Source organism: Prevotella melaninogenica (genome assembly GCF_018128065.1).
GTDB lineage: Bacteria > Bacteroidota > Bacteroidia > Bacteroidales > Bacteroidaceae > Prevotella.
On sequence record NZ_CP072360.1, the window covers coordinates 1,302,439 to 1,329,071 of the forward strand.

Consider the following 26,633-nt stretch of genomic DNA (forward strand, 5'->3'; position numbering starts at 1 on the left):
AGTAAAGGAACACTTCAAACCTCCAATGGTTCATACATAGAATGGGACAAAAAAGAAAATTACATAACTCTATCACTGAGTGGTAAATATGGATTTAAAGAAAACACATTTGAGTCCCCACACATTATGCAGATTGTTTTCAACTCGGGCTGGTTTGAATATGAGGTTGCACAGATGATTAGCAAATGGAAATATGCCAAAGAGATTTGGTTAAACACCATTTATCCATATAATAATAAGTATCCCAAAAATGAGATAGACATAATTGTCAATACAGGTTATAAACTTCTTATGATAGAGTGCAAGACCCAAATATATGACAACACAGATATTGATAAATTCAACACAGCTGTGAAAAACTATGGTGGATTGGGATCTAAGGCACTCTTCATTACAGATGCAAAGATGAAACCAGAAGCTATAGAAAAATGTTCAGACAATCATATTCTCTCATTTAGTATGAAAGACTTTGAAGATCGACAGTCAGCACAAGTATCATTATTCCAACTACTTGACCAAGAACTTTTCTATATAAATACCAAATAGTAATAAAAATAATGGCACGAAAACTATTCATATCCGTTCTCGGAACGGGTCTATACGAAAAAAGTGTGTATACACAGGGAGACATCAGGTCAAGTGAAACAAGATTCATCCAACAGGCAACGCTTGAGTTGATTGGATGTAAAGAGACTTGGACGGAAGAAGACAGGATTTGCATCCTGCTCACAGACAAAGCGAAAGAATTAAACTGGGAGGTATCATCACGCAAACATCCACATACGAAGGAGGAAATAGCCTACGAGGGACTGAACACCTTGCTCCAAAGAATGGATTTGCGCCCTCAGATTACCCCTGTATCAATCTGTGATGGGAAAAACGAGGACGAAATGTGGAAGATATTCCAGACTACATTTGAACAGATACAGGATGGGGATGAACTTTACTTCGACCTTACTCACAGCTTTCGCTATCTACCGATGCTCATTCTTGTTCTTGGCAATTATGCCAAGTTCCTAAAAAACATACGCATAGCACACATTTCATACGGCAACTATGAAGCACGCAACGAAGAGGGGTCTCCTATCGTAGATTTGCTACCGCTGACTGTTCTTCAAGACTGGACCTTTGCTGCAGCCAATTTCCTGCACAATGGACGAAGCGAACAGCTGACGCAACTCACTCAACAGGTATTTAAACCAATCCTCCGCGACACAAGGGGAAAAGACCAACAGGCGCAGGCACTCAGGAAATTCTCAGAAACACTGAACAATATTACCAATAATCTTCAAATGTGTCGTGGATTAAATATTACAGAGGATAAGGACATCTGCCGTCTGAAAGAATCTATCGATCAGTTATCTGAAGACATCATTGCACCTTTAGTTCCTGTGGTGAAAAGGATAGAGCTGTCATTTACGAAGTTTATCCCAGACTCTAATATCCTTAATGGACTGCATGCTGCACAATGGTGCTACGACAACCACATGTATCAACAGTCAATAACAATTCTGCAAGAAACGATTGTAACCTATATCTGTAATAAAAATAAACTATCGGTAACTGACAAAGATGCACGTGCTTTGGTCAATAAGGCTTTCTACATTGTATATGAAAAACTACAGCAGAATGATGAGAAATGGGAACTCCCGAACTATGGTAAAGGTAACGAGGCTAAAGACAAGGTGAGAGAACTTATTAAAGATCCTGACATAGAAAAACTATCCAGGAGCTTTAGCACAGCTTCAGGTGTACGTAACGATTTCAACCATGCAGGATTCCGACCTAACCCGATGACTGCAGACAAGCTCGCACATAAAATTGAAGAAAGCATTAATAAAGTTCATAATATAATATTTGGTGATTATGTTCATCAACCTCTCTAACCACCCTTTCGCCTCTTGGTCATCCTCGCAGCTATCGGCTGCGAGGGAATATGGCGAACTGCAGGAAATTGCCTTTCCGAACATTGACCCGGAACTTAGCAAGGCTGCTGTACAGAAAGAGGCTGCAGCCTGTGTAACGATGATACTGGAGACCTACCCTACAGAAAACCTAACGGTGCACATTATGGGCGAACTTACTTTCTGCTACTATGCCGTCAGACTACTGAAGAAAGCGGGAATACGTTGTCTTGCATCTACAACGGAGCGCATTGTTGAGGAGACAGAAGACCATCAGAAACTTGTACGTTTCTCCTTTGTCCAGTTCAGAGAGTATTAATCATTGCTATCAAAGAAAATGACTGAAAAGAATGACAAGCAGATAGTTCTGACACCTTCCCAGCAACAGGCTTTCAATAAGCTGAAAAACTTTGTCAATGGGAGTAGTGCCATCACGTTCATCCTTACTGGATATGCTGGAACAGGAAAGACTACGCTGATGAAGACACTCATTGAATGGATAAATGAGCAGAACAAAGAATTCCAACTACTTGCCTCAACAGGCAGAGCAGCAAAGATCCTCAGCAACAAGACAGAATGTGAAGCAAAAACAGTTCATAGTTGCATTTATACCTTTGATGATTTCAATCAGGATATCGAAAAGGTCGTCAACCGGATTGACGACTCAAAAGGTGTTGACGATACAGGACAGTTACTATTGCAATTTACATCAGTCTCAGCAAAGAATTCTGATTATGACCGCAAAATCTATATCATTGACGAGGCATCTATGATTTCTGACTTTCCCGATAAAAACCCTACACAGGCTATATTTGGAACAGGAAGATTACTACATGATCTCATCAACTACGATTACAAAGGTTGTTTTATCTTTGTAGGTGATGCTTGTCAGCTACCACCTATTGCACAAGAGTTCTCTCCTGCGCTTGACAAGGAATATCTGGAGGATGTTCACAGAATGAATGTTGAACGTGCTACGCTCAATGAGATTGTACGCCAGCAGGATGGTAATGACATTGTCGTCGCTGCTGCACGTATGCGCGCACTCTACCAGAATCCACCTCACGTGAAATGGGGAAAGTTCCCTTTCCGTGGTTACAAAGACATCGAGATACATCCTAACAAACTGTCGATACTCAATGCGTATATTAACAACGTAAAGCAGAACGGTTTTGAAGATGCTACCCTACTCTGCGGAAGCAATGCTGCTTGCAATACACTGACAAGTATTATACGCCCTGCACTCGGCTTCCACAGTTTATCACTTGAAGTAGGCGAACTACTACTTATCACACAGAACAACAATACGACAAGGCTCATGAATGGTGACCTCGTAAAGGTTATCTCCACAGAGCGGCGCATAAGACGTGCAGGACTCACCTTTCTGCAAGTTGAAGTGGAAGAAATAGTTAGCAAGCAAACTTTCTCTCTCCTTCTCATAGAAGACATTCTATATGGTAATATGACCAATCTTACACAAGAAGCTCAAAAAGCACTCTTCATCGACTTCTACCGACGAATGAAGAAGCAGCATATCAAACCCAAGACTGATGCCTTCAAGACAGCTATGTTTAACGACCCATACCTCAATGCTCTCCGTGCTGTCTATGGTTATGCCCTTACTTGCCACAAGGCACAGGGTGGAGAGTGGAAGGACGTGTATCTCGACATTCCTCGACACCTCAGCCACTCTCCGAAGCGTTCTGCCTATCAGTGGCTCTATACAGCTATGACGCGTGCCAGCAACCGGCTTCACGTAGCAGATGACTTTTTTATCGGTTAAAAAGACACAACTACAATTATCAAATTAGAAATAAAACAAGTACTATAATACTGCAAACTTATGGAACTAATACTCAACACATTTGGTGTTTCACTCAATCGTGACAATGAAGGCTTTGTTATCAACACCCGTGATGGTAAACAACGCATACCAGCCGTAGGTATAGACAGCATACAAATCAGCCGTGGTGCACAGATAACAAGTGATGCCGTTATGCTTGCCATAGAAAAAGAGATAGAAGTCATGTTCATGGACAAGACAGGAAAACCTATCGGACGTATATGGAGTCCAAGATATGGTAGCATCTCTACCATCCGGAAAGGACAGTTGAACTTTACTTATTCTCACAATGCAGTAGAATGGATAAAGGAAGTACTCCTCAAGAAGATAGAAAACCAACAGGCTTTAATGTTACTTTTTAACAATGGAAACCATCCCGAAGTAAAGACAGAAAAGAACATTGCACGGTTGGAAGATTATCGTACTAAAATTCGCAAACTTGATGGCGAGATTGTTAACGACATAGCACCTATGTTACGAGGATGGGAGGGGCAGGCTTCACGTATATATTTTAGCACGATAAATACCTTCCTTCCTGAACAGTATCGATTCAGTGTCCGTTCACAACATCCTGCCCTTGATATTACAAATGCCTTCCTCAACTATGGATATGGTATTCTCTACGGACGTATTGAAGGGGCACTTATAAAAGCAGGAGTTGACCCGTATATCGGTATACTACACCGTGATGATTACAATCGTCCTGTACTTGTCTATGATATCATTGAGATGTATCGTATATGGGTTGATTATGTGGTTTATACACTTCTTGCACAAAACGTGATTACGGAAGAATTCTATTCTGTCCGCGAAGACGGCTCTTACTGGCTTGAGGCATTAGGACGACGTGTACTCATACAATCACTCAATGACTATATGGACGAAGTAATAACCCAAAAAGGAGTAACGAGATCTCGCCTTACAATGCTCTCGCTTTATGTTCAATCACTTGCTCAAAAGTTTAAGGAAGAACTATAAAAAGCAAAAGCTATGAAAATAAATATTTCAACTTAGCCCAGCATATACCTTATACTTTCATTACATTTTTACCCAAAAATCTATCCCCAAGGTTCAAGAAAAGGCGAAATAGCGTGAATGATTTGTGAGTCAGTCGGTTCTGATTTTTAAGCCTTTCGGAGCAAAACCTCGAAAAGACGGGGTTATACCAATTTCGGACAGAGCAACGTTACCAAAACATTACCACCTCCTTTGCAAGTGAGGATTGGGAAAAGCGGTAACGAACAGCACAAAATCCGACCTGAACTTCGGGGATTACCTCCTGCAAAGGTACGTCGATGAAAAGAAACAGGCAAATAAATTGCGGATTGTTTCTTTACCATTGAACGACAATGTTTTGCATAGCAACAAATAACCTGACAATGAATAGTTTTGTAAACCGTAAAAAGTCAGAGTTATGCGTAGTACGTTTAAGGTTCTGTTCTACCTCAAAAAGAACGCTCCCAAGAAGAACGGTTCCGTTCCCGTGATGTGTCGTATCACCATTGACGGCACCATTGCCCAGTTCAGTTGCAAATGCGATATCCATCCTGATTTGTGGGACATCAAGAGCAATAGAGCTTCGGGAAAAAGTGCCGTTGCGTTGGAAACCAACCGTTTCTTGGACAAGATACGTGTCGGCATCAATGCCAAATACAAGGAGATAGCCGAGCGGGATAACTATGTCACTGCCGAGAAAGTGAAGAATGCTTTCTTGGGCTTGGAAATGCGGCATGAAACCTTGCTGAAAGTCTTTGCCCAGCACAATGAGGACTTTTTCAAACAGGTAGATGCGGGCTTGCGAAGCCCATCCACCTACCACAAGTATTGCACGGTCTATAAACATTTGGAGGAGTTCATCAAGACCCGCTACCGTGTCAGCGACATTGCACTGAAAGAACTCACTCCGGCTTTCATTACTGATTTCGACATCTTCCTGCGTACCGAAAAGCAATGTTCCCACAATACAGTATGGATTTATATGATGCCTTTGCGTCGTATGATTACCATTGCCCAGAACCACGGATGGATAGTTCGTGACCCGTTCGTGGATTACAGCATATCCGCCGAGAGTACCGACAGGGACTATCTGACCAAGGATGAAATCCGCAGGCTGTTGGATTTGAAATTCAGGCGTAAATCAATGGAACTTGCTCGGGATTTGTATGTTTTCTGTTGCTTTACAGGCTTGTCCTTTACCGATATGAAGAACCTGACCAAGGACAACCTTCAGACTTCCTTTGACGGGAAACTCTGGATTATGACCAAGCGACAAAAGACGGGTGTGGAGTCCAATATCATGCTTTTGGATATTCCGAAGCAGATTATCGAGAAGTACGATGGCACGGCGAAGGAGGATTACCTCCTGCCCGTTCCGCAGTATATTACCGCCTGCAAGAACATCAAGAAAATCATCGGACTCTGCGGTATCGGAAAAGAGATTACGTGGCATACCAGCCGCCATACTATGGCGACGGAAATCTGTCTGACCAACGGCGTTCCCATCGAAACCCTTTCCAAGATGCTCGGACATACGAACATCCGCACCACGCAGATTTACGCCAAAATCACCCACGAAAAGGAAAGTCGGGACATGGCGGCACTTTCCGACAAACTGAGTAAGATAGAGCAGTTCAATGGTATCACTATATAAAAGGAGGACGAACGATGAAAAGAGAAATCATAACCATTGGAGAGAATGGAAAGGTACATATCCCGACAGCTCCCGTTTGGATGTCGGCTTGCGAAATAGCCTCCTTGTTCGGAGTATTCTCCGGTAAGGTAAACAGTCACATCAAATCTGTCTTCAAAGAGGGCTTGCTCAGAGAAGATGAGGCGATGCAAACCCTATTGTTCAAGGGCGGTGCGGTGGATTTATACAACATTGAGATGATAATGATGCTGTCATTTCGTTTTGCCTCTCCTCACGCCCAACTCTTCCGCAAATGGGCTATCAGGAAACTTACCCAAAAGAAATCTACCACTCCGCTACTTGTATGTTACAACAAAGATGGATGGTATAGTTAAATATGAGAACAGGCAGTAAGAAGCTCTTTTCTTACTGCCTGTTTCTTGTCAAGGCTTCTCAAACCGAGGACGGTAATTCTCCTGCAACAGCTTTTCCACATCTTCTTCCCGGTAGAGTACCTTTCCGCCTAACTTGATAAAGGAGATTCTTCCCATGTTGCGATAATCCTGCAACGTGCGCCGGTTGATATGCAACAAGCGGGACAGCTCATCGTCCGTCAGATAGCGATGCCCGTTAAGCAGAGGTCTGTTCTTTTTCCGCAGGACATCTATTCCCTTTATCATGCGGTCGCTCGCGTTGAGAAAGTGCGCAATCTCTTCGTTGTTCTTGGTCTTTACATCGTTGTCCATATTTTACATCGGATTTAGTGGTGATACTATTCATTGGTCATAAAGCGGAGGATTGTTCGAGCAATTTCCCGACATCCTCCGGCTTGTAGAACATCTTATACCCTATTTGCGTATAGGGCAGCATCCGGTTGCTGCGGTAAGTTTGCAGGGTACGCAAACTGATGTTCAGGATTTGGCAGACATCCTGATTGTCCAGCCACCTGCCCATACGCTTTTCGTCACACTCCCGACACAGGGCATCGACTTTGGCGGTCAAAATGCGGAAACACTCCATCATGGCTTCATACGTTTTCTTCTCGATTGTTATTACTTCCATATTTCTGTTCGTTTTAAGATTACACTTTGTGCAAATGTACTTACGGAGTAAGTATTCAAAAGCAGCTTTTCCCTTACTGCGTACTTGTGGCTTCGATATGGATACTTTTGTCGTATGGCTTTTGGAATCATACAGAAAAATCTCTATTCAGTACATATTTAGCATACAATCCGGACGATTTTAACTCCCGAACTTTGCAGCATAATCAAATTCAAAGCGTCATGGATGTCATAACAATCGAAAGTAAAGCCTACCACGAACTGATGGGCAAGATAGAGAAAATCCTCCGTTATGTAGAGAAAGAGGAAAAGGCAAAGATAGAGTACGAAAACCGCCTTGTTACCAACGATGAGTTAGCCGAGATCCTCGGTATCAGCAAGCGTACCCTTCAGCGTATGCGCAGTACGGACAGAATCAGCTACAAGATGATTTATGGGCGTTGCTACTACGACCTGCATGACATCGAGAAGGCGATACGCAACAAGAGCCTGTACTGCAATCCTCAGAACCTGAAAGAGCTACGGCATAACTTCGAACTTAAAAGCAGGAGGGTAAAGAATGGAACTATTAGATAGAGAGACCTTCCTTGAATGGATGGAACGCATCATGAAGCGTTTTGATGAGTTGAAACAGACGGCTCCCGACATCCCCCAACGTCCGATGATAGATGGAGAACCGCTGCTGGATAACCAAGAGGTCTGTCTGATGCTCCAAATCAGCAAGCGCACCTTGCAACGTTATCGGGCATCGGGTACACTTCCTTTCCACATCGTTTACCACAAGACGTGGTATTTGGAATCGGAAATCCTTGCCTTTATGCAAACCCACTTTACGGAGAACCTCAAACGCAAGAGGAAGAGAGTGCCCAAAGACACGTAATTTTGGATTGATCGCAACAGCAAAGCTCCCGTTTTGTCGTAATGACAAGTCGGGGGCTGCTGCTTGAATTACAGATTACATTTTCGGTCTGACGATAAACACCTTTTCTGTCAGAGACGGCGGTAGTCCGTCCATTGCGGGCTGTGTAGCAGAGCTACTCTGCCCATTGCTTTCCAACGGTCTGTCGGTTTGAGCCACGGAGGTGCTGACGGAGGAGGCGGCGACAGTTGGCTCAATCGGACGTGACCGTTCCATTTCTTCCCTCGCTCTTTCGCCATCCTGCATCATTTCCACTTCCTCTTGCGTACTCTCCGACTGCTCAATGGGCTTTAGAGAGAGCTGTATTTTTCGGTCAAGGGCAGCAAGTTCCGTTTTGAGGTCTTTGAGCTGCTCTTCCTTCTTCCAAGATCCGTTCACGACCTCTTGCAAAACAGGAATATCCTTGGCTATCTTTTCCGTGTCCGCCTTAAACTTCTCAATCAAGCCGGGTATCTTCTCCAAGGCGTTCAGGAAATTCATACTGGCGAGTTGCGGGTCTGCCGCAATCCTACCATTGTTGTAACTGTACTTCATTCCGCTTTCTCCCATAACGAAGAACTTGTTCTGCGAAAGGTCGAAAAGGTCTTTGGAGGAGGACTCCGTCTTGACCACAAGATTAAATCCGTAGAGTGTTCCGATATTGAAATACTCTCCCCGTGTGCAGGCTTTCTCGTTGATTTCCGCAAGCTTGGCGGCAATGCGTTTCGGGTCGCTTCCTTCCACCCCTTTGAGTGTTATCGGGTTGAGGATATTGCCCTCCTTATCCTTCTGTACACGACTTTGGTACAAGTCCCAGTCGCTTTGGAAACGGGCTATCAATTCCTTGTTTCCGTCCACCGTTCTCATAACTTCGTCCAATCGGCTTCGGGAGGATGATTTACTGCGTATGAACGCCTGCCGTTCGCTGTCCAAGCCGGCAATCTTCTTTTCCAATTTTGCCTTTTCCAGCAAGTCGGTATTGCCCGAGAGGATGGCGACATATTCGGAAAAGTTCATTCCCGACTTCTCGTCCATACTTCCCTCATCAATGGTACGGCTACCCATACGGTTGTTTTTAAGCTGTTCGATGAAGAGTTGCTTGTTGTGCAACAAGTTGAATTTATAGCTGTCAAGCGACTTCTCCACGGCGTAGATGATGACATCCACCTTATTGTCCGCATGAAATTTGGCGACCTCGTTCCCCTTACGCACGGCTCTTCCGTCCCTCTGCTCCAAGTCGGAAGGACGCCACGGTGTGTCCAAATGATGGATGGCAACGGCACGCTTCTGGGCATTCACGCCCGTGCCGAGCATAGAAGTGGAACCGAACAATACACGGATTGAGCCTTCATTCATCCCTGCAATGAGCGTCTTTCGAGCCTTGTCGGTCTTGGCTTCCTGAATGAAGCGTATCTCCTGAGCGGGAATGCCGTGGTCTTCCACCAATTTGCGTTTGATTTCGCTGTAGGGATTCCACTCGCCCGGCTTGTATGTGCCGAGGTCACTGAACACAAACTGCGTTCCTTTCTGCTCATTGAACTTGCGGTAGTACTCCGCAATCTTGGCGGCACAGTGGGAAGCCTTGTTGTCCACATGATCTCCGTACCTGTTCGGGTCGATGAGCCTCAAATCCAAGCTCATCTTCCTCGCCATATCTGTGGCAATGAGCATCTTGGCTTTCTCCTCCCGTTCGGAGAGCGGTGCGCGGCCGAGCAATTCCGCATTACCTGTCTTGGCAAACTCCACCAACTTGGCGATAAACTCCTCCTGTTCGGGTGTGGGCGGTATGTTGTGCATAATCTCCCGTTTCTCCGGTCGGTCGATGCCGATGTCCTGCGCTGTCCGGTAATCAGTGATTTGAGCGTAGAACGCTGCCAACTCCGGCACTTTGATAAAATAGCGGAAACGCTCTTTCTGCACGATTTCGTTGGTGACGGAGAACTCATAGTCCACCGACTTCTTGGCGAAGATGGCAGCCCACGCGTCAAAGGTCTTGATGTTCTGTGCTTCGAGGGCTTGGGGACGCAAATACTTGAACAGCAGGTACAACTCCGTAAGTGAGTTCGATATGGTCGTCCCCGAAAGGAAGGTTGCTCCCAAGTCTTTCCCCGTCCTTTCCTGAATGGTTCGTATGGCAAAGAGCATATTCAAGGCTCTTTGGCTGCCCTCGCTGTTACCCAACCCTGCCACACGGTCGTGGCGGGTGTTGAACATCAGATTTTTGAACGTATGCGACTCGTCCACGAAAAGGTGGTCTATACCCATTGTCTTGAAATCCACTATATCGTCCTTGCGGTTCTCTATCTTGAACTTGATTTCATCCAGCTTCGCCTGTAAATTCATCTGCCGCTTGACAAGCCCTTTCTCCATCGCACGGGAGATGCTGCGTCCCTGCTGACGCAAAACCTCCAAGTTCTCTTCCACGCTGTCCAGCTCGCCCTGAAGGATTTTCTGCTGTATCTCGTCCGACTGCGGTATCATGCCGAACTGGTCGTGCGTGAGGACAATGCAGTCCCAGTTGTTGTTCTTGATGTCGTGGAAAATCCGTTGTCGCTTGTCGGGCGTGAAGTCGTTCTTGCCCGGATAGAGCAGTTTCGCATTCGGGTAAGCCGTTTGGAAGGTCTGTGCTATCTCCTGCACGTTGGCTTTGAGAGCGAGTATCATCGGCTTGTTTGCCAAGCCGAGCCGCTTCATCTCATAAGCTGCGGTACACATGATAAGCGTCTTTCCTGCTCCCACCTGATGATCGCAGATACCTCCCCCGTTGAGTTTGAGCATCCAAACGGCATCTTTTTGGCTGCCGTACAAACTCTCGATGCCCAAGCCTTTCAGATTGAGGTCAGGGAATGTCTGATGGGAACCATCATACTGAGGACGCACAAAACAGTTAAAGGTATTGTTGTAGAGTTTTTCCAATCGCTCCTTGAACTCATCGCTCTGCTCGTTCAGCCAATCGGTGAAGCCGTTTCGGATCTCGTCGATTTTAGCGTTTGCCATCTGTATGGCTTCGGTATCCCGAACCTTGACCTCCTTGTCGCCGACCATGATTTTCTTGGTGATGTCGGGCGTTGTATTCAGCAAGGCGTGCTTCATCAGGGCAATGCCGTCGTAGCGACGATGTTGCCCCCGTACACAGAACCTGTCCCAGATATTGGCATTGTGCATCCGTGCCTCCACGGAGTATTCGTCCGCACTTGAATTGTAGCGTACCGTCACTTCCGTGTCGAAGAGGTGCGAGGCATAGTCTGAGTAGAGATTTACGGGAATCCATCGCTCCCCGAAGTTGAAATCCAAGTCCACGAAAGGTATCGGTTCGGGGATGGCATCTTTCAGCGCCTGCAAGGAGGCTTGCGCCCTTGTGTCTTCCGGATGCTCCAAAAGGTATTGTTCGATACGCTCCGATGCGGCGACCACATTGCCCGATATGAATTTCTCGGCAATTTCATACTCTCCCTCCAAGGGATTGTAGTAAATCCTGCCGTGCAATTCGGAGAGCATCTCCTCTTCGGAACTTTCGGGAAGCAAAGAGAGCATATACTCGGTGTCCACCGCTCCGAATTTATTGAGTGAAGCCGAGAGCGCCTCTTGGGCATTGCCCACCTCTGTCACTTCGTGCAGGCTGAAGGAAACGGGCTGATGGAAAATATCGGCTTTGAGCGTTTCTTTATCCACCTTCCGTTCCAAGAAGAGGATTTCCCTGCCACCGGCATCCATCAGGATCTGCTCGTGGTTCTTGCGGTCGTTCAAATGTCCGTACTGCCGCACGAAACGGTCGTACAGTTCATTGAGGTTCTGTCGTAGGGATTCATTCGCCACCTTGCGTTCCGCTTCATAATCATAGAGGGCGTGGTAGGCATCCCGCAGGTCTATGTAGAGCAACATTTTCTGTCGTTCTTGGGACGGGAGGTCTATGGGCTGGAACATGCGGTTGTCCTCCATATCACGGACAAGCATTCCGACCTGAAAGTCCGAAGCCAGCAAAGACCCCTCTTTGAGATGTTCGTGCCATACTCCCTCATAGGAACGCTGCTGCATCCCTTTCTCCTTGTCCTGTTGCCACCACAGCTCGTTCGTGTCTTCCAGTCCGTGTGCCGTCTCATCGCTTTGTGAAACCTCGGAAAATGGGGGAGGTGAAGCGACAGGCTTCTGTTTTGTGGCAGCTTTACGTTTGGGCTTTTCTTCCGGGATAACATTGCCGAAAAGGTCGAGCAGTTGTACCTGTGGTGTGACACTGCTTCGGGCTTGCTCCACAGGCTGTTCCTCTCTCGGCTGCACCACCTTTTGGTGCGGTTGTTCCTCTGTCGAAGCGGCTGGTGTAAGCGTTGGCTCTTCCTGCTTGACTTTGGGAGAAGCGGCAACTTTGGGCTGCTCCTGAATGGAGATATGCCTTTGGTACAACGCCATATCCAAGCGTTTGGCTAAATCCGCCAGCAGGATTTTTCCCATATCGGTGGCGATGCCTTCCGCTCCACCCTCGTGATGGAACAGGATGGCGGGCTTGCCGTAAGGGTCGGTGTCCTGCTTCCATTCGGTATGTACGATTTGCGACATGCTTCGCAGATAGGTGTTGAACAGTACTCCGCTGGGGCGTTTCTCGCTCTTGATGAAACGCTTTTCCTCTTCGGTAAGACTTTTCTTATTGCTCTGCTTTTGCAGGACGATAAGGTCACTGCCCACTTCCGTCCCTGCATTTTCCGAGAAGAGATTATTAGGAAGGCGAACTGCCGAAATAAGGCGGGTATGGTTCATCAGCCACTCCCGTACCGGTTCATTCGTCGGGGCATTCATGACGCCTTGCGAGGTGATGAACGCCAACACGCCACCCTCACGGAGCATATCAACGCCCTTGACGAAAAAGTAATTGTGCAGGGATGTGCGTGCGACCTTTCGGGCAGGTTCTGCCGTCTTGCTGAAAACAGGGTCGAAGACGGCCACATCTCCGAAAGGGATGTTACTGCTGACCACATCGAAAGAACCGTTGAGCTTGGATTCGATTTCCTCGAAGCCTCGGATGCGTATCTTGTCTTCGGGATACAGGGCGGAGAGCATCTGTCCTGTGAGAATATCTTTTTCAAAACCGAAAGTCGTATGTCCTTCGGCTGCAATGCCGTCAAAAGAGCGGATGAACTCGCCCATTCCCGCCGAAGGGTCGAGGATGCGTTGAGGGACGATGCCTGCCTCCCGTAAGGAAGCGGCAATCTCCCGTACTACGGGTGCAGGAGTATAGAAAGCGGTCATCACGGAATTTTTCAGGCTCTGCATATAGCTCTTGTATTGCGATTCGGAGGTGGTGTTATCCCGAATGGTGCGATGCAGTTCCATCACCAAGGGGAATAGCTCCAACTCCGACTTGTTCCATCGGGCAATGTCCTCCATCGTGTTGGCAGGAGAGAGGATACACTTCAATGCGCCGAAGCCCGTATAGGCTGCCAATATCGTGCGTTCTTCGGGTGTCGCCGTGCGTTGTTCCCGATGCAGGGCAAAGATGGTCTTGATGGCTTCTATGTTTGCCCTTAGATGCTCCTTCTTGTTATAACTTGCCATCCTCTTCGAGTTTTAGTTGGACAAAACCCGTAATCTCCGTATAGAGGGAGTTGTATTCGGGCATATAGGCGAACTCGTCCGAAATCGGATACTTGGCAAAAACCTCTTCCAAGAGCGGGCGCAGACGGATGGCGGTCTCCCTGACAGCTTCAAGCGGCACTTCAGCAGAGAACTCGTTCCAAAGAACAGAGGAGATGGTATCATGGTGGGAAAAGTGCAAACCCGCATAGAGCGTCTTATTGGCAATGCCGATACATTCGGCTATGGGAAGACCGGTATCGAAGGCTTCGGCATAGGCTTCGGAAGCGGCTGCCGCACGCTCTTTGACGAAGGGAATGTCATCGGCTTTTTCGGGATGGCTTTCCCGAAGAAAAGAGAGCAGGGATAGCTCGTAATAGGAAAATCGAATGGCTGTCATATCTGTAATTTTAATGGGTATATAATGCAAAGGCACTCGACGTCCCCGCCGAGTGCCACCACTAAAATCCGCAGTAAAAACAACAGGATTGTTTATGACCGCATCATTCAGTGGCAAAATTAGCAAATTACGGGGATTTACCTTCGGGATTTGCCCGGTTTTTTACGCTCGGGGAAGACAAAGACCGTCTTGAACTCTCCGTCCAAGGAGAGAGAAGCCTCGAAGCTCTTGCCCGTTTTGGAGGTAAAGCCCTTGATGATGCCAGTCTCTCCGTTTACCGCCAACTGCGTCAGTTGCTCGTCCGTGAGGCTCTTGCCTGCCACGCTGCGGAAAAGCGTCAGCCCACAATCGGCATCAGAGCATTTGGCACATCGGGGATAGAAGACCAGTGAGCCTTTGCCGCATTTGGGACAATGGATGTCGCTCTGTTTTTTGGGGAAGAGGATTTTGGAGGAGAGCAGTTCGTCGGTAATCTGTGTGGCGTAGTTTTCGATGCCCTTGCGAAACTCTTGCTCTTTCAACTCTCCCCGTTCGATTCTCGCCAAGTCCGCTTCCCACTGTCCGGTCATCTCGGCATTACCGATTTTCATTTCCCTAACGATGGAATAGACGGCAAGTCCTTTCTCAGTAGGGACGAGCGACTTCTTTTGGCGCACCATGTACTCGCGTGCAAAGAGGGTTTCGATGATGGCGGCACGGGTAGCGGGCGTGCCGATACCGCAATCCTTGAGCTGCGCACGCAATTCTTCGTCCTCCAACTCTTTGCCCGCCGTCTCCATCGCTGCCAACAGCGAACTTTCCGTGTGCAGGGGCTTGGGCTTGGTCGTTCCTTGTGCCAGCGAACAGGCACAGAGCGGAAGTTGCTTACCTTCCTCCCATTGAGGGATGATGATGCCTTCTCCATTCTCTCGGCTTTCCCGTTCTTCGGCTTCCGCCTGCTCCTTGTCTTTTTTTCTGCTGTTTTTGAGGACGGCACGCCAACCCTCTTCCTTGATGATTTCACCTTTGAGGATAAACTTCACATCCTCGCAGGCGGCAGTAACCGTACTGACATCCTTCACGCAACGGGCCGAGAAGGCTTCGAGCATACGTCCGACTATCATATCGTAGATGGCTACTTCCTCTCCGAACATGTCTATCGGCTTCTTGCCCGTAATGAGCAGGGCGTGGTGGTCGGTCACTTTCTTGCCGTCCACCGAATGCGCATTAAATTCGGTCAGTCGGCGGGCATGGACACCCCAGATGGGATGGTCGTGCAAAAAGGCTATCAGGGCAGGTATTTCGGCAAAGACATCTTCGGGAATATATCGGCTGCCCGTGCGAGGATAGGTGATGTATGCCTTTTCGTAGAGCTTCTGCGCCAAGGAAAGGGTCTGTTCCGCCGAATAGCCGAATCGACTGTTCGCTTCTTTCTGTAGGGTGGTCAAGTCGTACAGAAGCGGTGGCTCCTGTCTGGTCTCCTTGCGCACAATCGTTTCCACGGTGGCATAAGGAGCCTGTTTGAGTTTATCATACAGGGCGGTGGCTTCCGCCTTATCGAACCAGCGGTCGGCAGAAGAGAAACGGAAACTCTCATCACCTTCCTTTACAGTAAGGCTGAGTTGCCAGAATGGCTGCGGCTCGAACTTCTTGTTCTCCAAGAAACGGGAACAGACCATACAGAGAGTCGGAGTCTGTACCCTGCCCAAGGAGTAAGTGCCTCTTCCTGCCGCAATGGATATGGCTTGGGTGGCATTGATACCCACCAACCAATCGGCTTCGCTGCGGGCACGGGCGGCATAATAGAGATTGTCATACGCCGCTCCGCTTTGTAGATGGGCAAGTCCCTCTTTGATGGCTTTGTCCGTCAAAGAACTGATCCATAGGCGGTCGAAGGGACGGGGAATGCCCAAGTATTCGTAAATGAATCTAAATATAAGTTCACCTTCCCGTCCGGCATCGGTGGCTACGATAATACCCTCGCATTCCCGGAAGAGTTTTTCGATGACTTTGAGTTGGGCTACTGCCACAGCATCGGCTTTATAACCTTTGCCCTCCTTAATCTGACGGGGAATAAGGGTAAAGACGGGAGGAAGAATCGGCAGGTTCTCTTTGTGGAAACCCTTGATGCCGTAAACTTCGGGCATGGCTGCCGTTATCAGGTGCCCCAATGCCCACGTGACGGTATAGCCGCCTCCTTCGATATAACCATTCTTCTTGTTGGTTGCCCGAACGACACGGGCGATTTCACGAGCTACGCTCGGCTTTTCTGCTATGATGACTTTCATTTGTTCTTACTTTTTGGATATTAGTGGTGGCGGATTACATTTTCATTCCCTTGGAACGCTTCTTCTCTTCTTCCTTCTGTTCCTGTCCGGCAGTAGGCTGTGTCTGTCCCTGCTTGAGCGGTTCATTCACCAGCTTGGTAGCCTCGTTGGTCTTGCCTTCGGAATTGACGGCGACCTGCGTGCGGGAAGCATTGTCGGGAGTTACCTCTTTGGCTTGGGACTTGTCAGGATTCCATTTGAGGAAGTCGAACTTGTTCTTCTCGAAATTCGGACGTACATAGGCATTGAAAGGCTCTCCTTTCTTGTCGATAAGCCCGGTCATATAGACCGTCTGACCTGCTTTGAGCTTCGCTTGCTCTTCGGGAGAGATGTCACGTCCCAACATCTTCTTGGGGACACGCAGTTCTTTCTGCTCCGTTTGTTCCTGTCCTTCGGGAGCTTGTCTTTGGCGTTGTCCTTGCTTGGGAGAGCCGAAACGAAATTCAATAGATCGCTTGTCGGCATTGAATTGAAGGTTGGCATTGAAATGCTTTCCCATTTTGGAGGTCATGCCCTCTACATAGATGCTCCTTCCTTCCGAGAGTTCCTTTTTCTGCTCATCGCTCAGCTTCACGCCCTTGATTTCATCGGGGATGCGTACCCTGTCGGCACTCAGGGCGATGATGTCGTTCGTCAGGCGGTCGATGCTCACGAAGCTGCGGGTCGGCTCCTCTTTGCCGGGGAAGGTCAGCTCCACGGTGCGACCGAGATTACCCGTTTCTCTGAGGGCTTTCTTGTCCTCGTCGGTGAAGGTATGCCCGAAGAACTCGCGCTCCAATTGAGGTTCCTTGCGGATGGCATGGACAACGGGAATGAATGTTCCGTCTCCGGAGGCTTTCAGGGAAAGACGGGCATCGGTATGCAGGGAGACTTCCCCGATTTTGATGCTGATGGGAACAAGTGGAGTCTTTCTGTATTGAAGCAGGTCATCAAGATGCTTGCCCTTTTCCAGACTCTCACGGCTTATGCCCATCTGCTCAAACTGTTCCCATTTCACCTTGTCGGGGTCAATGCCTTGGAAGGACTGTTTCTGCTCTCCCGCATAGTCCGAAGGATTGATACGGGCGGAGTCCAGCATCTCCTTATTGGAGGGGACATCCGGTGCTTTGAGTATCTCCGAGAGCACACGTGCACTGGCAACGGCACTCTCAAAAGGCACTTTGAAGAAGTTCAGCGGTGTGGGATGCTTGAACTGACGCATGAAGTTGGAGAGGAAATTCTCCAGCGCATTGCTGTGCTTGTCGAACTTCAGGAAACTCTGTTCATGCTCGGCGGTGGGCGGAACGGTTCTCAGCCCGCCTTTCTCGTCCGTACCTGTGACGGCTTTGAGATTCTCGTCCTTGGAATCTTTCACCAAAAGGACTTCTTGGTCTTTGATTTTTTCGTCCATATTACAATGTATTTAATAACACCAACAGCGGTGCACGGACAAAAGTAAACCAAAGAAACCGTGTATGTTAGAGGTTTGAGATAACTGCGTACTTGTGGCGTCGATATGGATGGAAGTGGCAAAAAAAGAGGTATGGCTCAAACTCCATACCTCCATATTTTTCATTGATTAGGTTATTGCATTGACAATAGTTTGCAATACACTCCGCCTTTTGCTTCGAGTTCGGCGTGCGTTCCATTCTCTACAAGTTGTCCCTTGTCCATCACGATAATCTGATTAGCGTTACGGATGGTTTGCAAATGATGGGCAATGACCAAGACTGTGCGATTTCGGATAAGGGCAGACATTGCCTGTTGTATCTTATATTCATTGACAGGGTCAACATTGCTCGTTATCTCGTCCAAAAGAATGATGGGAGCGTCTTTCAAGAAAGCACGGGCGATTGAAAGCCTTTGTTTCTGCCCTCCAGAGAGTCCCAAACCGTTTTCTCCGATTTTTGTTTCATAACCTTCTGGCAGACTGATGATAAAGTCGTGTATCATCGCCCTACGTGCTGCTTCTTCAATTTCTTCCTGCGTAGCATTGCGGTTGCCCACTTTGATATTATTGGCAATGGTGTCTGAAAAGAGAATAACATTCTGCATCACCACACTGATTTCACCGAGTAGATAATCATAGTCCATTTCTCGAATGTCTATACCTCCGATACAGATTCTGCCAGCCTGCGGTTCCCAGAAACGGAGCAAAAGGTTGGTAATGGTTGTTTTACCAGAACCTGACGAACCAACAAGTGCCGTTACCGTTCCTTCGGGAACATGGAACGTGAGAGCTTTCATCTCAAAGCCTTCCTTCTCATAATGGAAACCGACTCCTTCGAATGACAGGTCGAAGCGTTCCGCTGTTTTCGGCTGTTCAGGATTGGTGATAACAGGGGCATTCAACAAATGGGAAATGCGTCCATAGCTGTCCTTTACCTTGATGTAATTCAGCCAATGACTCTCCATATTGACAAAAGGTTTGTAGAACTCTTTCGAGACAATAATGAACATAAGATAGGCGAAAACGGAAAATTCTCCGTACCAAGTCCACCAAAGACCGATTGTAGCCATCAGAGCGAAAGCCAACTCTATCAGGAAAGTGTATCTGCCCACACTCACAGCTGCCAAACGAGAAGTATTCTTACTGCTTTCTCCAAATTCACTGACAGAGTGGTCGAGTCTGTCACGGAACATTCCTTTTTCTCCAAACACTTTCAAAACCGGAATGCCCTTGACGTATTCTACAAAGAGGCTGACCATATCCGCCAGATTGTCCTGAGACTCTTCCTGTGCTTTCATTCCCGAGCGAATGCCCCGATACAGAGAAAACAGGGCAATAGGAAGAATGGCTACCATTGTCAATCCCATGCGCCAGTCCACACAGAACAGTCCGATGCCAAGTATCAGAGCTACAATGAAATCAGCAGACATCCGTGTCCATAGATGTCCTACTACCATTTCCATGTTATCCACGTCTTTGTGAATGACTGTACTTATCTCTCCCAGACGCTCATTGGTATAGAAACCGAGTGAGAACATTTTCAGTTTCAATATGATTTTCTCGCGGATACGTTCCACAAGATCAAATCCGGCAAAATGCTTGCTCATATCGGCAATGGCATTGGATAGGGTTTTCAATACCAGCAGACCGCCAAGTAACCATGCTGCCGAAATGAAAGAGATGCTTTCTCCCTGTATATGACGGTCGATAAGGAACAAGACGGTTAGCATGATTGCCGTGCCACAAAGAGCATAAACCACGAAAAACAGTGCAGAGATAATCAGATGCCGCACTCCGCGAGCGGTCAATTCATTCAATATATTGCGTACCATTGTTTATACCTCCTCTTCTTTCAGTTGCCATTTACTTACTTGTTCTTGCGTCTCCGTCATATTGCGGTACAGAGAACAGTCTTTCATCAGTTCTTGGTGTGTTCCTTTTGAGACAACCTGCCCTTTGTCCATCACAACAATACGCTCCATATCCTGAATCGTATTGAGACGATGGGCAATGGTAATGACGGTCTTGTTGCGCTGCAATTCATCAAGAGCTTCTTGGATTAGTTTCTCATTCTCTCCGTCCAAAGCAGCGGTGGCTTCATCGAGAATAACTATTGGAGAGTCTTTGAGTAACATTCGGGCAATGGAAATACGCTGTTTTTCTCCGCCGGAGAATTTTACGCCAGCTTCGCCTGCCAGCGTATCATAACCATTCGGCAATCCCATGATAAAATCATGAATATGAGCACGCTGTGCTGCCGTTTCCACTTCCTTTTGTGTGGCGGTAGGTCTTCCTATACGGATATTATCCCGAATGGTTGTGTTAAAGAGAAAAACCTCCTGCTGTACCATCGAAAAATAATCAGCGATATTACGTTCGGAGAGTTCCGTAATATTCTCTCCTCCCAATCGGATAGTACCTGTTTGGGGGTGCCAGAACCCCATCATCAAACTTGCCAGCGTGGTTTTTCCCGACCCTGACTCGCCTACGATAGCTGTATGACTACCTTTCGGAAATTGAAGACATACATCTTTCAGCGCATTGTCTTCCTTGTTTGGATAGGAAAATGTAACGTGCTCGACACAAACATCCGTTTGTGTCGTATCCGTTTTCTTGTTCGCAGTTTCCTTTGCCTGTACCTCTGTAATGGACTGTACTTTTGCCAACGACTGACCATAGACGATTCGGAAATGTTGGAATGTTGCCAACTTAGCAAAGGAGGATGAGAACAGTCCACCCAATATCAGGGCAAGGATAAAACGTGCCACCGTCAGTTCGCCCGAAGTCATCAGCCATAGCCCGACAAGAGTCATTACCACGATACCACCTTCCAAGAGTATCGTTATCAATGTCATGGGAACGGTAACGCTAAACATGCTCCGCTTTACCCAACGGATGTAGTCGCGCATACCACCAAGTACTCGTTCCGTTCTATTTTCCTCGTTACTGAAGGCTTTGATTACCGATATGGTAGCCACATATTCCAAAAGGTCTTCCGACATTTTTGCGTACTTTCCATAAAGTGTTGAAAGCTCCTTCCCCAAAGTGTTTTAACAGCCATTTGCAGAAGAAATGCTACAGGCAAAAGAGAAATGAGCGACAGCCCCAAACGCCAGTCCAACACCATAATGATTACCCAGAGTAAGGCAGGAAAAAGCGTAGCCGAAAGGATTTCGGGTAATCCATGTGCTAAATAAATTTCAATTTGTTCCACATCATGGTTGATAATATTCACCAAGTCGCCAACTTTCCGTTCTTGAAAGAAACCGAGCGGCAAGCGTTGCAGATGACTTATGATACGCAACCTCAATCGTGTAAGGGCATTGTAAGCCGACCGGTGTGCCCGCCAAATTGAGGTTCCATAGAATACGCCTCGAAGCATTGCAAATAGTATCATTATTCCTCCAATACCCCAAACTATTAAGGGAGAGAGTGTGCCATTCATCAGCTTGTCCACTGCCCACACTACCAGCAGTATAGGGAGTGTACCTAAAATAAGGTGCAATATGACCACTGCATTGGAGAGCAGGCTGCGGCTCTCCCGTTCCTCATCAAGAGGTCTGACTTTTTGTTTATCCATATATGTGATGTGTCGTTTTGATTTTTTCTGCTGCAAAAGTACGGCAACAAACAGGAATAAAATAACCCCAATAAGCATTACACTGCCCCAAAACAACAATTTGCTCGCATATAAACACAACAGGGGTATAAGCGTGGATAATAGGGTTATTTATTTGCTCGGCAGGTAAGTACCTTTGCACAGAATCTCACAAACAAATATGATATGTCAATCAGCTCAATAGTCCATTTATACAAAAGAATGCTCATTGTCGGCTTTCTATTGTTGTGGTCTTTTCCTATGTTTGCACAACTGCAACCAACAGAAATAAAAGTTATTGATGCAGAAAATGGGAACAGTATAGAATTTGCCGCCGTACATTGGAAAGGTTTGAATGCTCCAACGTACACAAATGGTACGACTACAAACAGGAAAGGTATTGCAAAACTAAGTGCATCAAGTAATCAAAAACTTATGCTTATGGTAAGTTATGTCGGTTATCAGACCATTACCGATACGATTACTGCAAATGGGAAGCGTTATACCATAAGACTACTCCCGGAATCAACAGAGTTAGCAGATGTAGTGGTCTTCGGAAAAACAAAAGCACAAGTTCTCAGAGAGTCGCCTGAAGCAGTTTCTGTAATAAATGCGAAAGAACTTCAAGGCAGATCTATTTCGTTAGAAACCGTTTTGAATAAAACCATAGGTTTGAAAGTTGGGCAGACCGGCGGTTTGGGAAGCAGTTCGAGAATTATTGTTCATGGATTGGAAGGAAACCGCATTCAAATCTTATGGGACGGAATACCAATGAGTACTTCTGACGGGGCTTTTTCTCTTGATGAAATTCCGATAGACATTATAGAAAGAATAGAAGTCTATAAGAGTATCATACCCGCCCGTTTCGGATGTGATGGATTGGGGGGAGCCGTCAATATCGTTACTAAAGAGTTTAGTACGGACTATTTAGATGCCTCGTATGAATTCGGGTCTTACCAAACACACAAAGGAAGCGTCTTCTCTCGCAAGAACTTTCCAAAGAGTGGCGTTCTACTCGGTGCGGGAGGTTATTATACATCTGCAAAGAATGACTACTCTTTCAGAGTTCCCGAGAGAGAAAATCTGTTGGTAAGACGTGACCATGACCGTTTTCGTTCGTATATGTTAAAGGGAAAAATTGCTTTCACGAAACTTTGGTTCGATGAGATTAGTACCGAGTTCGGGTATTACAATCGTTTCAATGAAATCCAAGGTATCTTAAAAAACATACAACATGCCGAAAACCAATCAGGAATGTTTATGTTGGAAAACAAACTGATAAAAAGCGGAATGCTGAACGACCGCCTTAATCTTGAGTCCCATTTCTCCCTTTCACATACAACAAACAATTTTGTGGATACGGCACGAGTTAATCACGATTTCGAAGGAAACATATATCCGAGTCCGAATGGGCAGGGAGAAACAGGAGATGTTCCTCACAACTCAAATGACAAAGGCTTGGAAATCAATGAACGTATCAATTTTGATTACAAGTTGTCCGCCAATCACAGTTTGAATCTGAACACACTTATTAACTACGCCAGAAGGCAACCGAGCGACAACATTGCAAGTCAGCATGCAGGTTTTGTTATCGGAGGATTTCCCAGCAAAAAGACCAGTGTCATTTCGGGGTTGACTTGGGAGTCAAAACTCTTTGATAAGAAACTGACGAATATGCTCTCCGCAAAGTATTTCCACCTCCATTCCGAGATAGAAGATTTGACTTCATACGAGCTGATTGAGGCTCCGAAGAAAAAGAACAATACGACCTCACAAATAGGCTGGATAGAGGCAATAAAATACGAGCCCTTCAGAGGTTTTCACTTGAAAGCATCTTACCAGCGGGCAATACGCCTTCCCAATTCACAAGAACTATTCGGTGATGGTATCATCACCTTTCCTGCAGCCGGATTGAGACCAGAGAAAAGCCACAACTTCAATCTGGGGTTCTTAATAGACAAAAATGATGTCCTCGGATTATCGCGATTGCAGTTTGAAGTGAACGGCTTTTATATGCAGGTAAGCGATATGATAAAACTGATGAAACAGCACATGGCAGCCGGATATGTAAACGCAGAAAAGGTACATATTAAAGGTATAGAAACCGAAATAAAATTGGACATATCGCCAACGGTCTATGCCTACGGAAATCTAACTTATCAGGATGTGCGTGATGTCTTGAACTATTTACCCGGTACCCAAGCCCCCAATCCGACAAAAGGATTGCGACTGCCGAACATTCCCTATTTGTTCGGCAACTTCGGGGCGGAGTATCACAGCAACCGATTATTCAAGAATTGGTATGTCAAGGCTTTCTGGGACGGCAAATTTACTGAGGAGTTCTTCTACTTCTGGGAACTTACCGAATTACAGAAACGACGTATTCCCCGCAGTTTCGTCAATGACATAGGGCTATTGTTGACCTACAAAAGCAAATATTCCGTAGCCTTGGAATGCCATAATATAATGAACAAAGAAGTTTGGGACCAATTCCGCCAACCATTGGCAGGACGGACACTTCACCTCAAATTCAGATATGTCTTCTCAAAAGGAATTTTCTAATTTAACAAATATAAAAAGATGAATACAACAATTTTCAATCGTATAGCTTTTTCTGCTATGCTGGTCGGCTTCATAGGGCTGACATCTTGTAACAAAAATGATGAACCTACGCCTACTCCTCAAGAGGTGCAGCAACATTTCACCTTTGTGCATTATGTGGACAAAAGTGCTTATGTAGGGACATTCAGTGATTTGACTCCTCAAGCGACCAACAATAAGAAAGCATTTGAATTCGGGTTCGGTTGCTACCTCTTTGCTAAGGGTAATACAGTGCTTGTACCCGAAGGGAAATTCGGGGATAAGATACATAAGTTTACAAGAGGTGCCCATGGAGAACTGATAAAAGCAGGTACTATGACATTTGAACAGATGGCTCAACCCGGAGAAATTAACTTCGTTGATGAACAGCGGGCATACGTTGCTTTGCATGGACGTGGAAAAATTGCGTTAATCAATACTTCAACATTGCAAAAGGAAGATGAAATTGACCTCTCGTCTTATGCGGTTCAAGACAACAATCCTGATCCCGGCTGTAATGTCATCCGTGATGGAAAGATGTATGTTGCCCTCAATCAGCTCAATTCGCCTCATACCTCTGTACCGGGTACTGGAGCAGAGGTAGCTATCATTGACCTCAAGACGAAAAAGACTGAAGTTATCAAAGATAACCGCACAAGTGTTGTAGGATTGTTCCGCCATTCTGACGCATTCATAGACGAGCGGGGTGACATCTACTTTTACAGTGCGGGCAACAACTTCAATGTTGCCGATAAGGAAGGTTTCCTGCGTATCCGCAAAGGAAGCGACAAATGGGATAGCGATTATCTGTTCAACCTATCGAAGACAACCATAAAAGGAATAGGCAAAACAGGGCAGTATATGATTAAGTCTTTCTATGCAGGTAATGGTATTGTGTATAGTTGCGTGAAAGTAACGGATACAGAATTTGGAATACTCAAGAAAGACTTCCAACCCGTGAAAATCGACATTTGGAACAAAACCATCGAAAAACTTGATTTGCCAATGACCGACAGCAATGGCTCTTTTGCTATAACTCGCTACAAGGACCTCATCGTCTTTGGAATGACATGTAACAATGGTACGGGGTATTACACCTACAATACCAAGACAGGCGAATGCTCGCAAAACCCAATTGTTACTGCCATAGGAGTTCCTTCAAGTTTAGTCGCATTTGAGTAAACTCTCATTAAAAATATTTCTCATGGAGCTATTGGTTCTTTTTTGAGAGTAATACGGATAAAAACTTACGATAATTCAAGTTTTTATCCGTATTTGTTTGTAACTTTGCAAAAAGACATGATAAAATGACCATAGAATTTTGTGCAATCAATAAGCCTGAAGATTGGATGGAGATGGTTGCCGAACAATTTGGCACATCAGTAATAAACAATGGATTTACCATTCCTTCTTCTATTGGTAGTGGATTCTTCAAACAATATTATCCTCTGCCATGGCTAACATTGACTTATATCAGTTTCGTAGCATACGAGCCGATAACTATGATACGTCGCTCGGTGGAAAACTCGAAATGGATTCCTGTCATGTTCTATATCAATGAGCATAAACACGAGCAGATAATAGGAACAAGTACAAAAACGGTCGGAGTGGACACGCTCGATGGCATTTTCATGCCTTCAAGTAGCATCCCGACTGAGTGGAGTTTTCCTCCAAAGAAACGATACGAAAATATTACACTGACTTTCAATAAGGATTGGATTGAAAAGATTGATGCAGCACATGAAACCTATATCGGTCGGCTTCTCCAATCGGACAAGGCTTTTTATTTGTTTGAGACCATTACACCTGCAATGCAACAGGTCTTGGATAACATTAAGTCTATAACTGAAATCGACAATCCTTTTTCAACGCTTCATTTGCATGGAAAAACTATGGAATTACTGACAATGTTCCTTGAAAAGCTCGAAAAACGTTCGGAAGTAAAATCTCTTGCCAACCTAAACTTGAATGATGTTGAATCAGTATTCCGTGTTCGTCGCCAGATTCTTCAAAGTCTCAGTAATGTACCGAGTATTCCCGAATTGGCGCGTGAAGCCAATATGAGCAGTTCCAAATTACAAAAGTGCTTCAAGCAGGTTATTGGAAAAGCCATCGCCGAATATGCCCTATCTGAAAAGATGGAATGGGCAAAACGACTGCTTTCCACTCGCCTCTACTCGGTGTCAGAAGTAGGCTATAAAGTTGGATATGCTAACCTCAGTCATTTCACAGAGGCTTTCTGCAAATATCACAGGATAAAACCTAAGCAATATCTTGATTCATTATAAGTTTTACACAATAGGGACATTACTTGCTTTCTGAGGGTTATTTTGCCCTAAACAATCTTTCGAACTTTGCCTGCAAAAACATCAGGCAATGAAAATAACGACATTTAAGTTTCATTTTTTTGCCGGAGTAACAAT

The 26,633-nt window shown here is 46.0% G+C and carries 19 protein-coding genes and 1 pseudogene; 12 read left to right on the forward strand and 8 right to left on the reverse strand.

Annotation, left to right across the window (positions count from 1 at the left end; all coding sequences use genetic code 11):
- Positions 1-126 precede the first annotated feature (126 nt).
- The 7 genes from J5A56_RS11090 (at position 127) to J5A56_RS11115 (ending at position 6,771) form a co-directional block, all read left to right on the forward strand.
- A complete protein-coding gene (locus tag J5A56_RS11090; protein ID WP_211815515.1) occupies positions 127-546 on the forward strand; it encodes a DUF1887 family protein in 420 nt (139 codons plus the stop codon).
- An 11-nt stretch (positions 547-557) separates the two neighbouring features.
- On the forward strand, positions 558-1,886 hold the full coding sequence (csx2, locus tag J5A56_RS11095) for a TIGR02221 family CRISPR-associated protein (RefSeq protein ID WP_021672594.1): 1,329 nt from the start codon (positions 558-560) through the stop codon (positions 1,884-1,886).
- Positions 1,867-2,223, forward strand: coding sequence for a hypothetical protein (locus J5A56_RS13585; RefSeq protein ID WP_021672593.1), 357 nt, complete (start codon positions 1,867-1,869; stop codon positions 2,221-2,223). The genes csx2 and J5A56_RS13585 overlap by 20 nt, the downstream gene beginning before the upstream one ends.
- Positions 2,224-2,241: 18 nt before the next feature.
- Positions 2,242-3,687 (forward strand): ATP-dependent DNA helicase, encoded by a 1,446-nt coding sequence (locus J5A56_RS11100; protein WP_021672592.1) that lies wholly within the window; start codon positions 2,242-2,244, stop codon positions 3,685-3,687.
- 60 nt (positions 3,688-3,747) lie between these two features.
- A complete protein-coding gene (gene cas1, locus J5A56_RS11105; protein WP_021672591.1) occupies positions 3,748-4,725 on the forward strand; it encodes a CRISPR-associated endonuclease Cas1 in 978 nt (325 codons plus the stop codon).
- Positions 4,726-5,161: 436 nt separating this feature from the next.
- The gene (locus J5A56_RS11110) at positions 5,162-6,397 is read left to right on the forward strand and encodes a site-specific integrase (protein WP_211796008.1); all 1,236 of its coding nucleotides are present in this window, start codon (positions 5,162-5,164) and stop codon (positions 6,395-6,397) included.
- Between the two features lie 14 nt (positions 6,398-6,411).
- The gene (locus J5A56_RS11115) at positions 6,412-6,771 is read left to right on the forward strand and encodes a hypothetical protein (protein ID WP_004341614.1); all 360 of its coding nucleotides are present in this window, start codon (positions 6,412-6,414) and stop codon (positions 6,769-6,771) included.
- 48 nt (positions 6,772-6,819) lie between these two features.
- Here J5A56_RS11115 and J5A56_RS11120 read toward each other — a convergent pair whose 3' ends face one another.
- Complete coding sequence (locus J5A56_RS11120) at positions 6,820-7,122, reverse strand: helix-turn-helix domain-containing protein (RefSeq protein WP_004341615.1); 303 nt, start codon at positions 7,120-7,122, stop codon at positions 6,820-6,822.
- A 37-nt stretch (positions 7,123-7,159) separates the two neighbouring features.
- Complete coding sequence (locus J5A56_RS13590; RefSeq protein WP_004585710.1) at positions 7,160-7,438, reverse strand: helix-turn-helix domain-containing protein; 279 nt, start codon at positions 7,436-7,438, stop codon at positions 7,160-7,162.
- Between the two features lie 221 nt (positions 7,439-7,659).
- Here J5A56_RS13590 and J5A56_RS11130 point away from each other — a divergent pair, with 221 nt between their 5' ends.
- Positions 7,660-8,013 (forward strand): helix-turn-helix domain-containing protein, encoded by a 354-nt coding sequence (locus tag J5A56_RS11130; RefSeq protein ID WP_036920189.1) that lies wholly within the window; start codon positions 7,660-7,662, stop codon positions 8,011-8,013.
- On the forward strand, positions 7,997-8,317 hold the full coding sequence (locus J5A56_RS11135) for a helix-turn-helix domain-containing protein (protein WP_021672582.1): 321 nt from the start codon (positions 7,997-7,999) through the stop codon (positions 8,315-8,317). The genes J5A56_RS11130 and J5A56_RS11135 overlap by 17 nt, the downstream gene beginning before the upstream one ends.
- A 75-nt stretch (positions 8,318-8,392) precedes the next feature.
- On the opposite strand, the gene J5A56_RS11140 is transcribed toward J5A56_RS11135, so the two are convergent.
- The 6 genes and pseudogenes from J5A56_RS11140 to J5A56_RS11165 form a co-directional block, all read right to left on the reverse strand.
- Positions 8,393-13,879, reverse strand: coding sequence for an Eco57I restriction-modification methylase domain-containing protein (locus tag J5A56_RS11140; RefSeq protein WP_211815517.1), 5,487 nt, complete (start codon positions 13,877-13,879; stop codon positions 8,393-8,395).
- Positions 13,866-14,297 carry a DUF1896 family protein gene (locus J5A56_RS11145; protein WP_036920188.1) on the reverse strand — a complete coding sequence of 144 codons (432 nt, stop codon included), beginning with the start codon at positions 14,295-14,297 and terminating at the stop codon, positions 13,866-13,868. The genes J5A56_RS11140 and J5A56_RS11145 overlap by 14 nt, the downstream gene beginning before the upstream one ends.
- A 137-nt stretch (positions 14,298-14,434) precedes the next feature.
- Positions 14,435-16,564: a type IA DNA topoisomerase gene (locus J5A56_RS11150; protein ID WP_021672576.1), complete on the reverse strand. Its 2,130-nt coding sequence runs from the start codon at positions 16,562-16,564 to the stop codon at positions 14,435-14,437.
- A gap of 34 nt (positions 16,565-16,598) precedes the next feature.
- On the reverse strand, positions 16,599-17,993 hold the full coding sequence (locus J5A56_RS11155; RefSeq protein WP_211796011.1) for a DUF3945 domain-containing protein: 1,395 nt from the start codon (positions 17,991-17,993) through the stop codon (positions 16,599-16,601).
- Between the two features lie 173 nt (positions 17,994-18,166).
- Complete coding sequence (locus J5A56_RS11160; protein ID WP_021672572.1) at positions 18,167-19,864, reverse strand: ABC transporter ATP-binding protein; 1,698 nt, start codon at positions 19,862-19,864, stop codon at positions 18,167-18,169.
- Positions 19,865-19,867: 3 nt separating this feature from the next.
- A pseudogene (locus J5A56_RS11165) lies at positions 19,868-21,612 on the reverse strand (ABC transporter ATP-binding protein).
- Between the two features lie 204 nt (positions 21,613-21,816).
- On the opposite strand from J5A56_RS11165, the gene J5A56_RS11170 reads away from it, so the two are divergent.
- The 3 genes from J5A56_RS11170 to J5A56_RS11180 all read left to right on the forward strand — a co-directional run bounded on the left by J5A56_RS11170 (position 21,817) and on the right by J5A56_RS11180 (position 26,498).
- On the forward strand, positions 21,817-24,192 hold the full coding sequence (locus tag J5A56_RS11170; RefSeq protein WP_036920187.1) for a TonB-dependent receptor: 2,376 nt from the start codon (positions 21,817-21,819) through the stop codon (positions 24,190-24,192).
- A gap of 18 nt (positions 24,193-24,210) precedes the next feature.
- Positions 24,211-25,392 carry a hypothetical protein gene (locus tag J5A56_RS11175; RefSeq protein ID WP_021672569.1) on the forward strand — a complete coding sequence of 394 codons (1,182 nt, stop codon included), beginning with the start codon at positions 24,211-24,213 and terminating at the stop codon, positions 25,390-25,392.
- A 125-nt stretch (positions 25,393-25,517) separates the two neighbouring features.
- Entirely contained in the window at positions 25,518-26,498 is a 981-nt protein-coding gene (locus J5A56_RS11180; protein ID WP_004341627.1) for a helix-turn-helix domain-containing protein, read from the forward strand.
- Positions 26,499-26,633 lie beyond the last annotated feature (135 nt).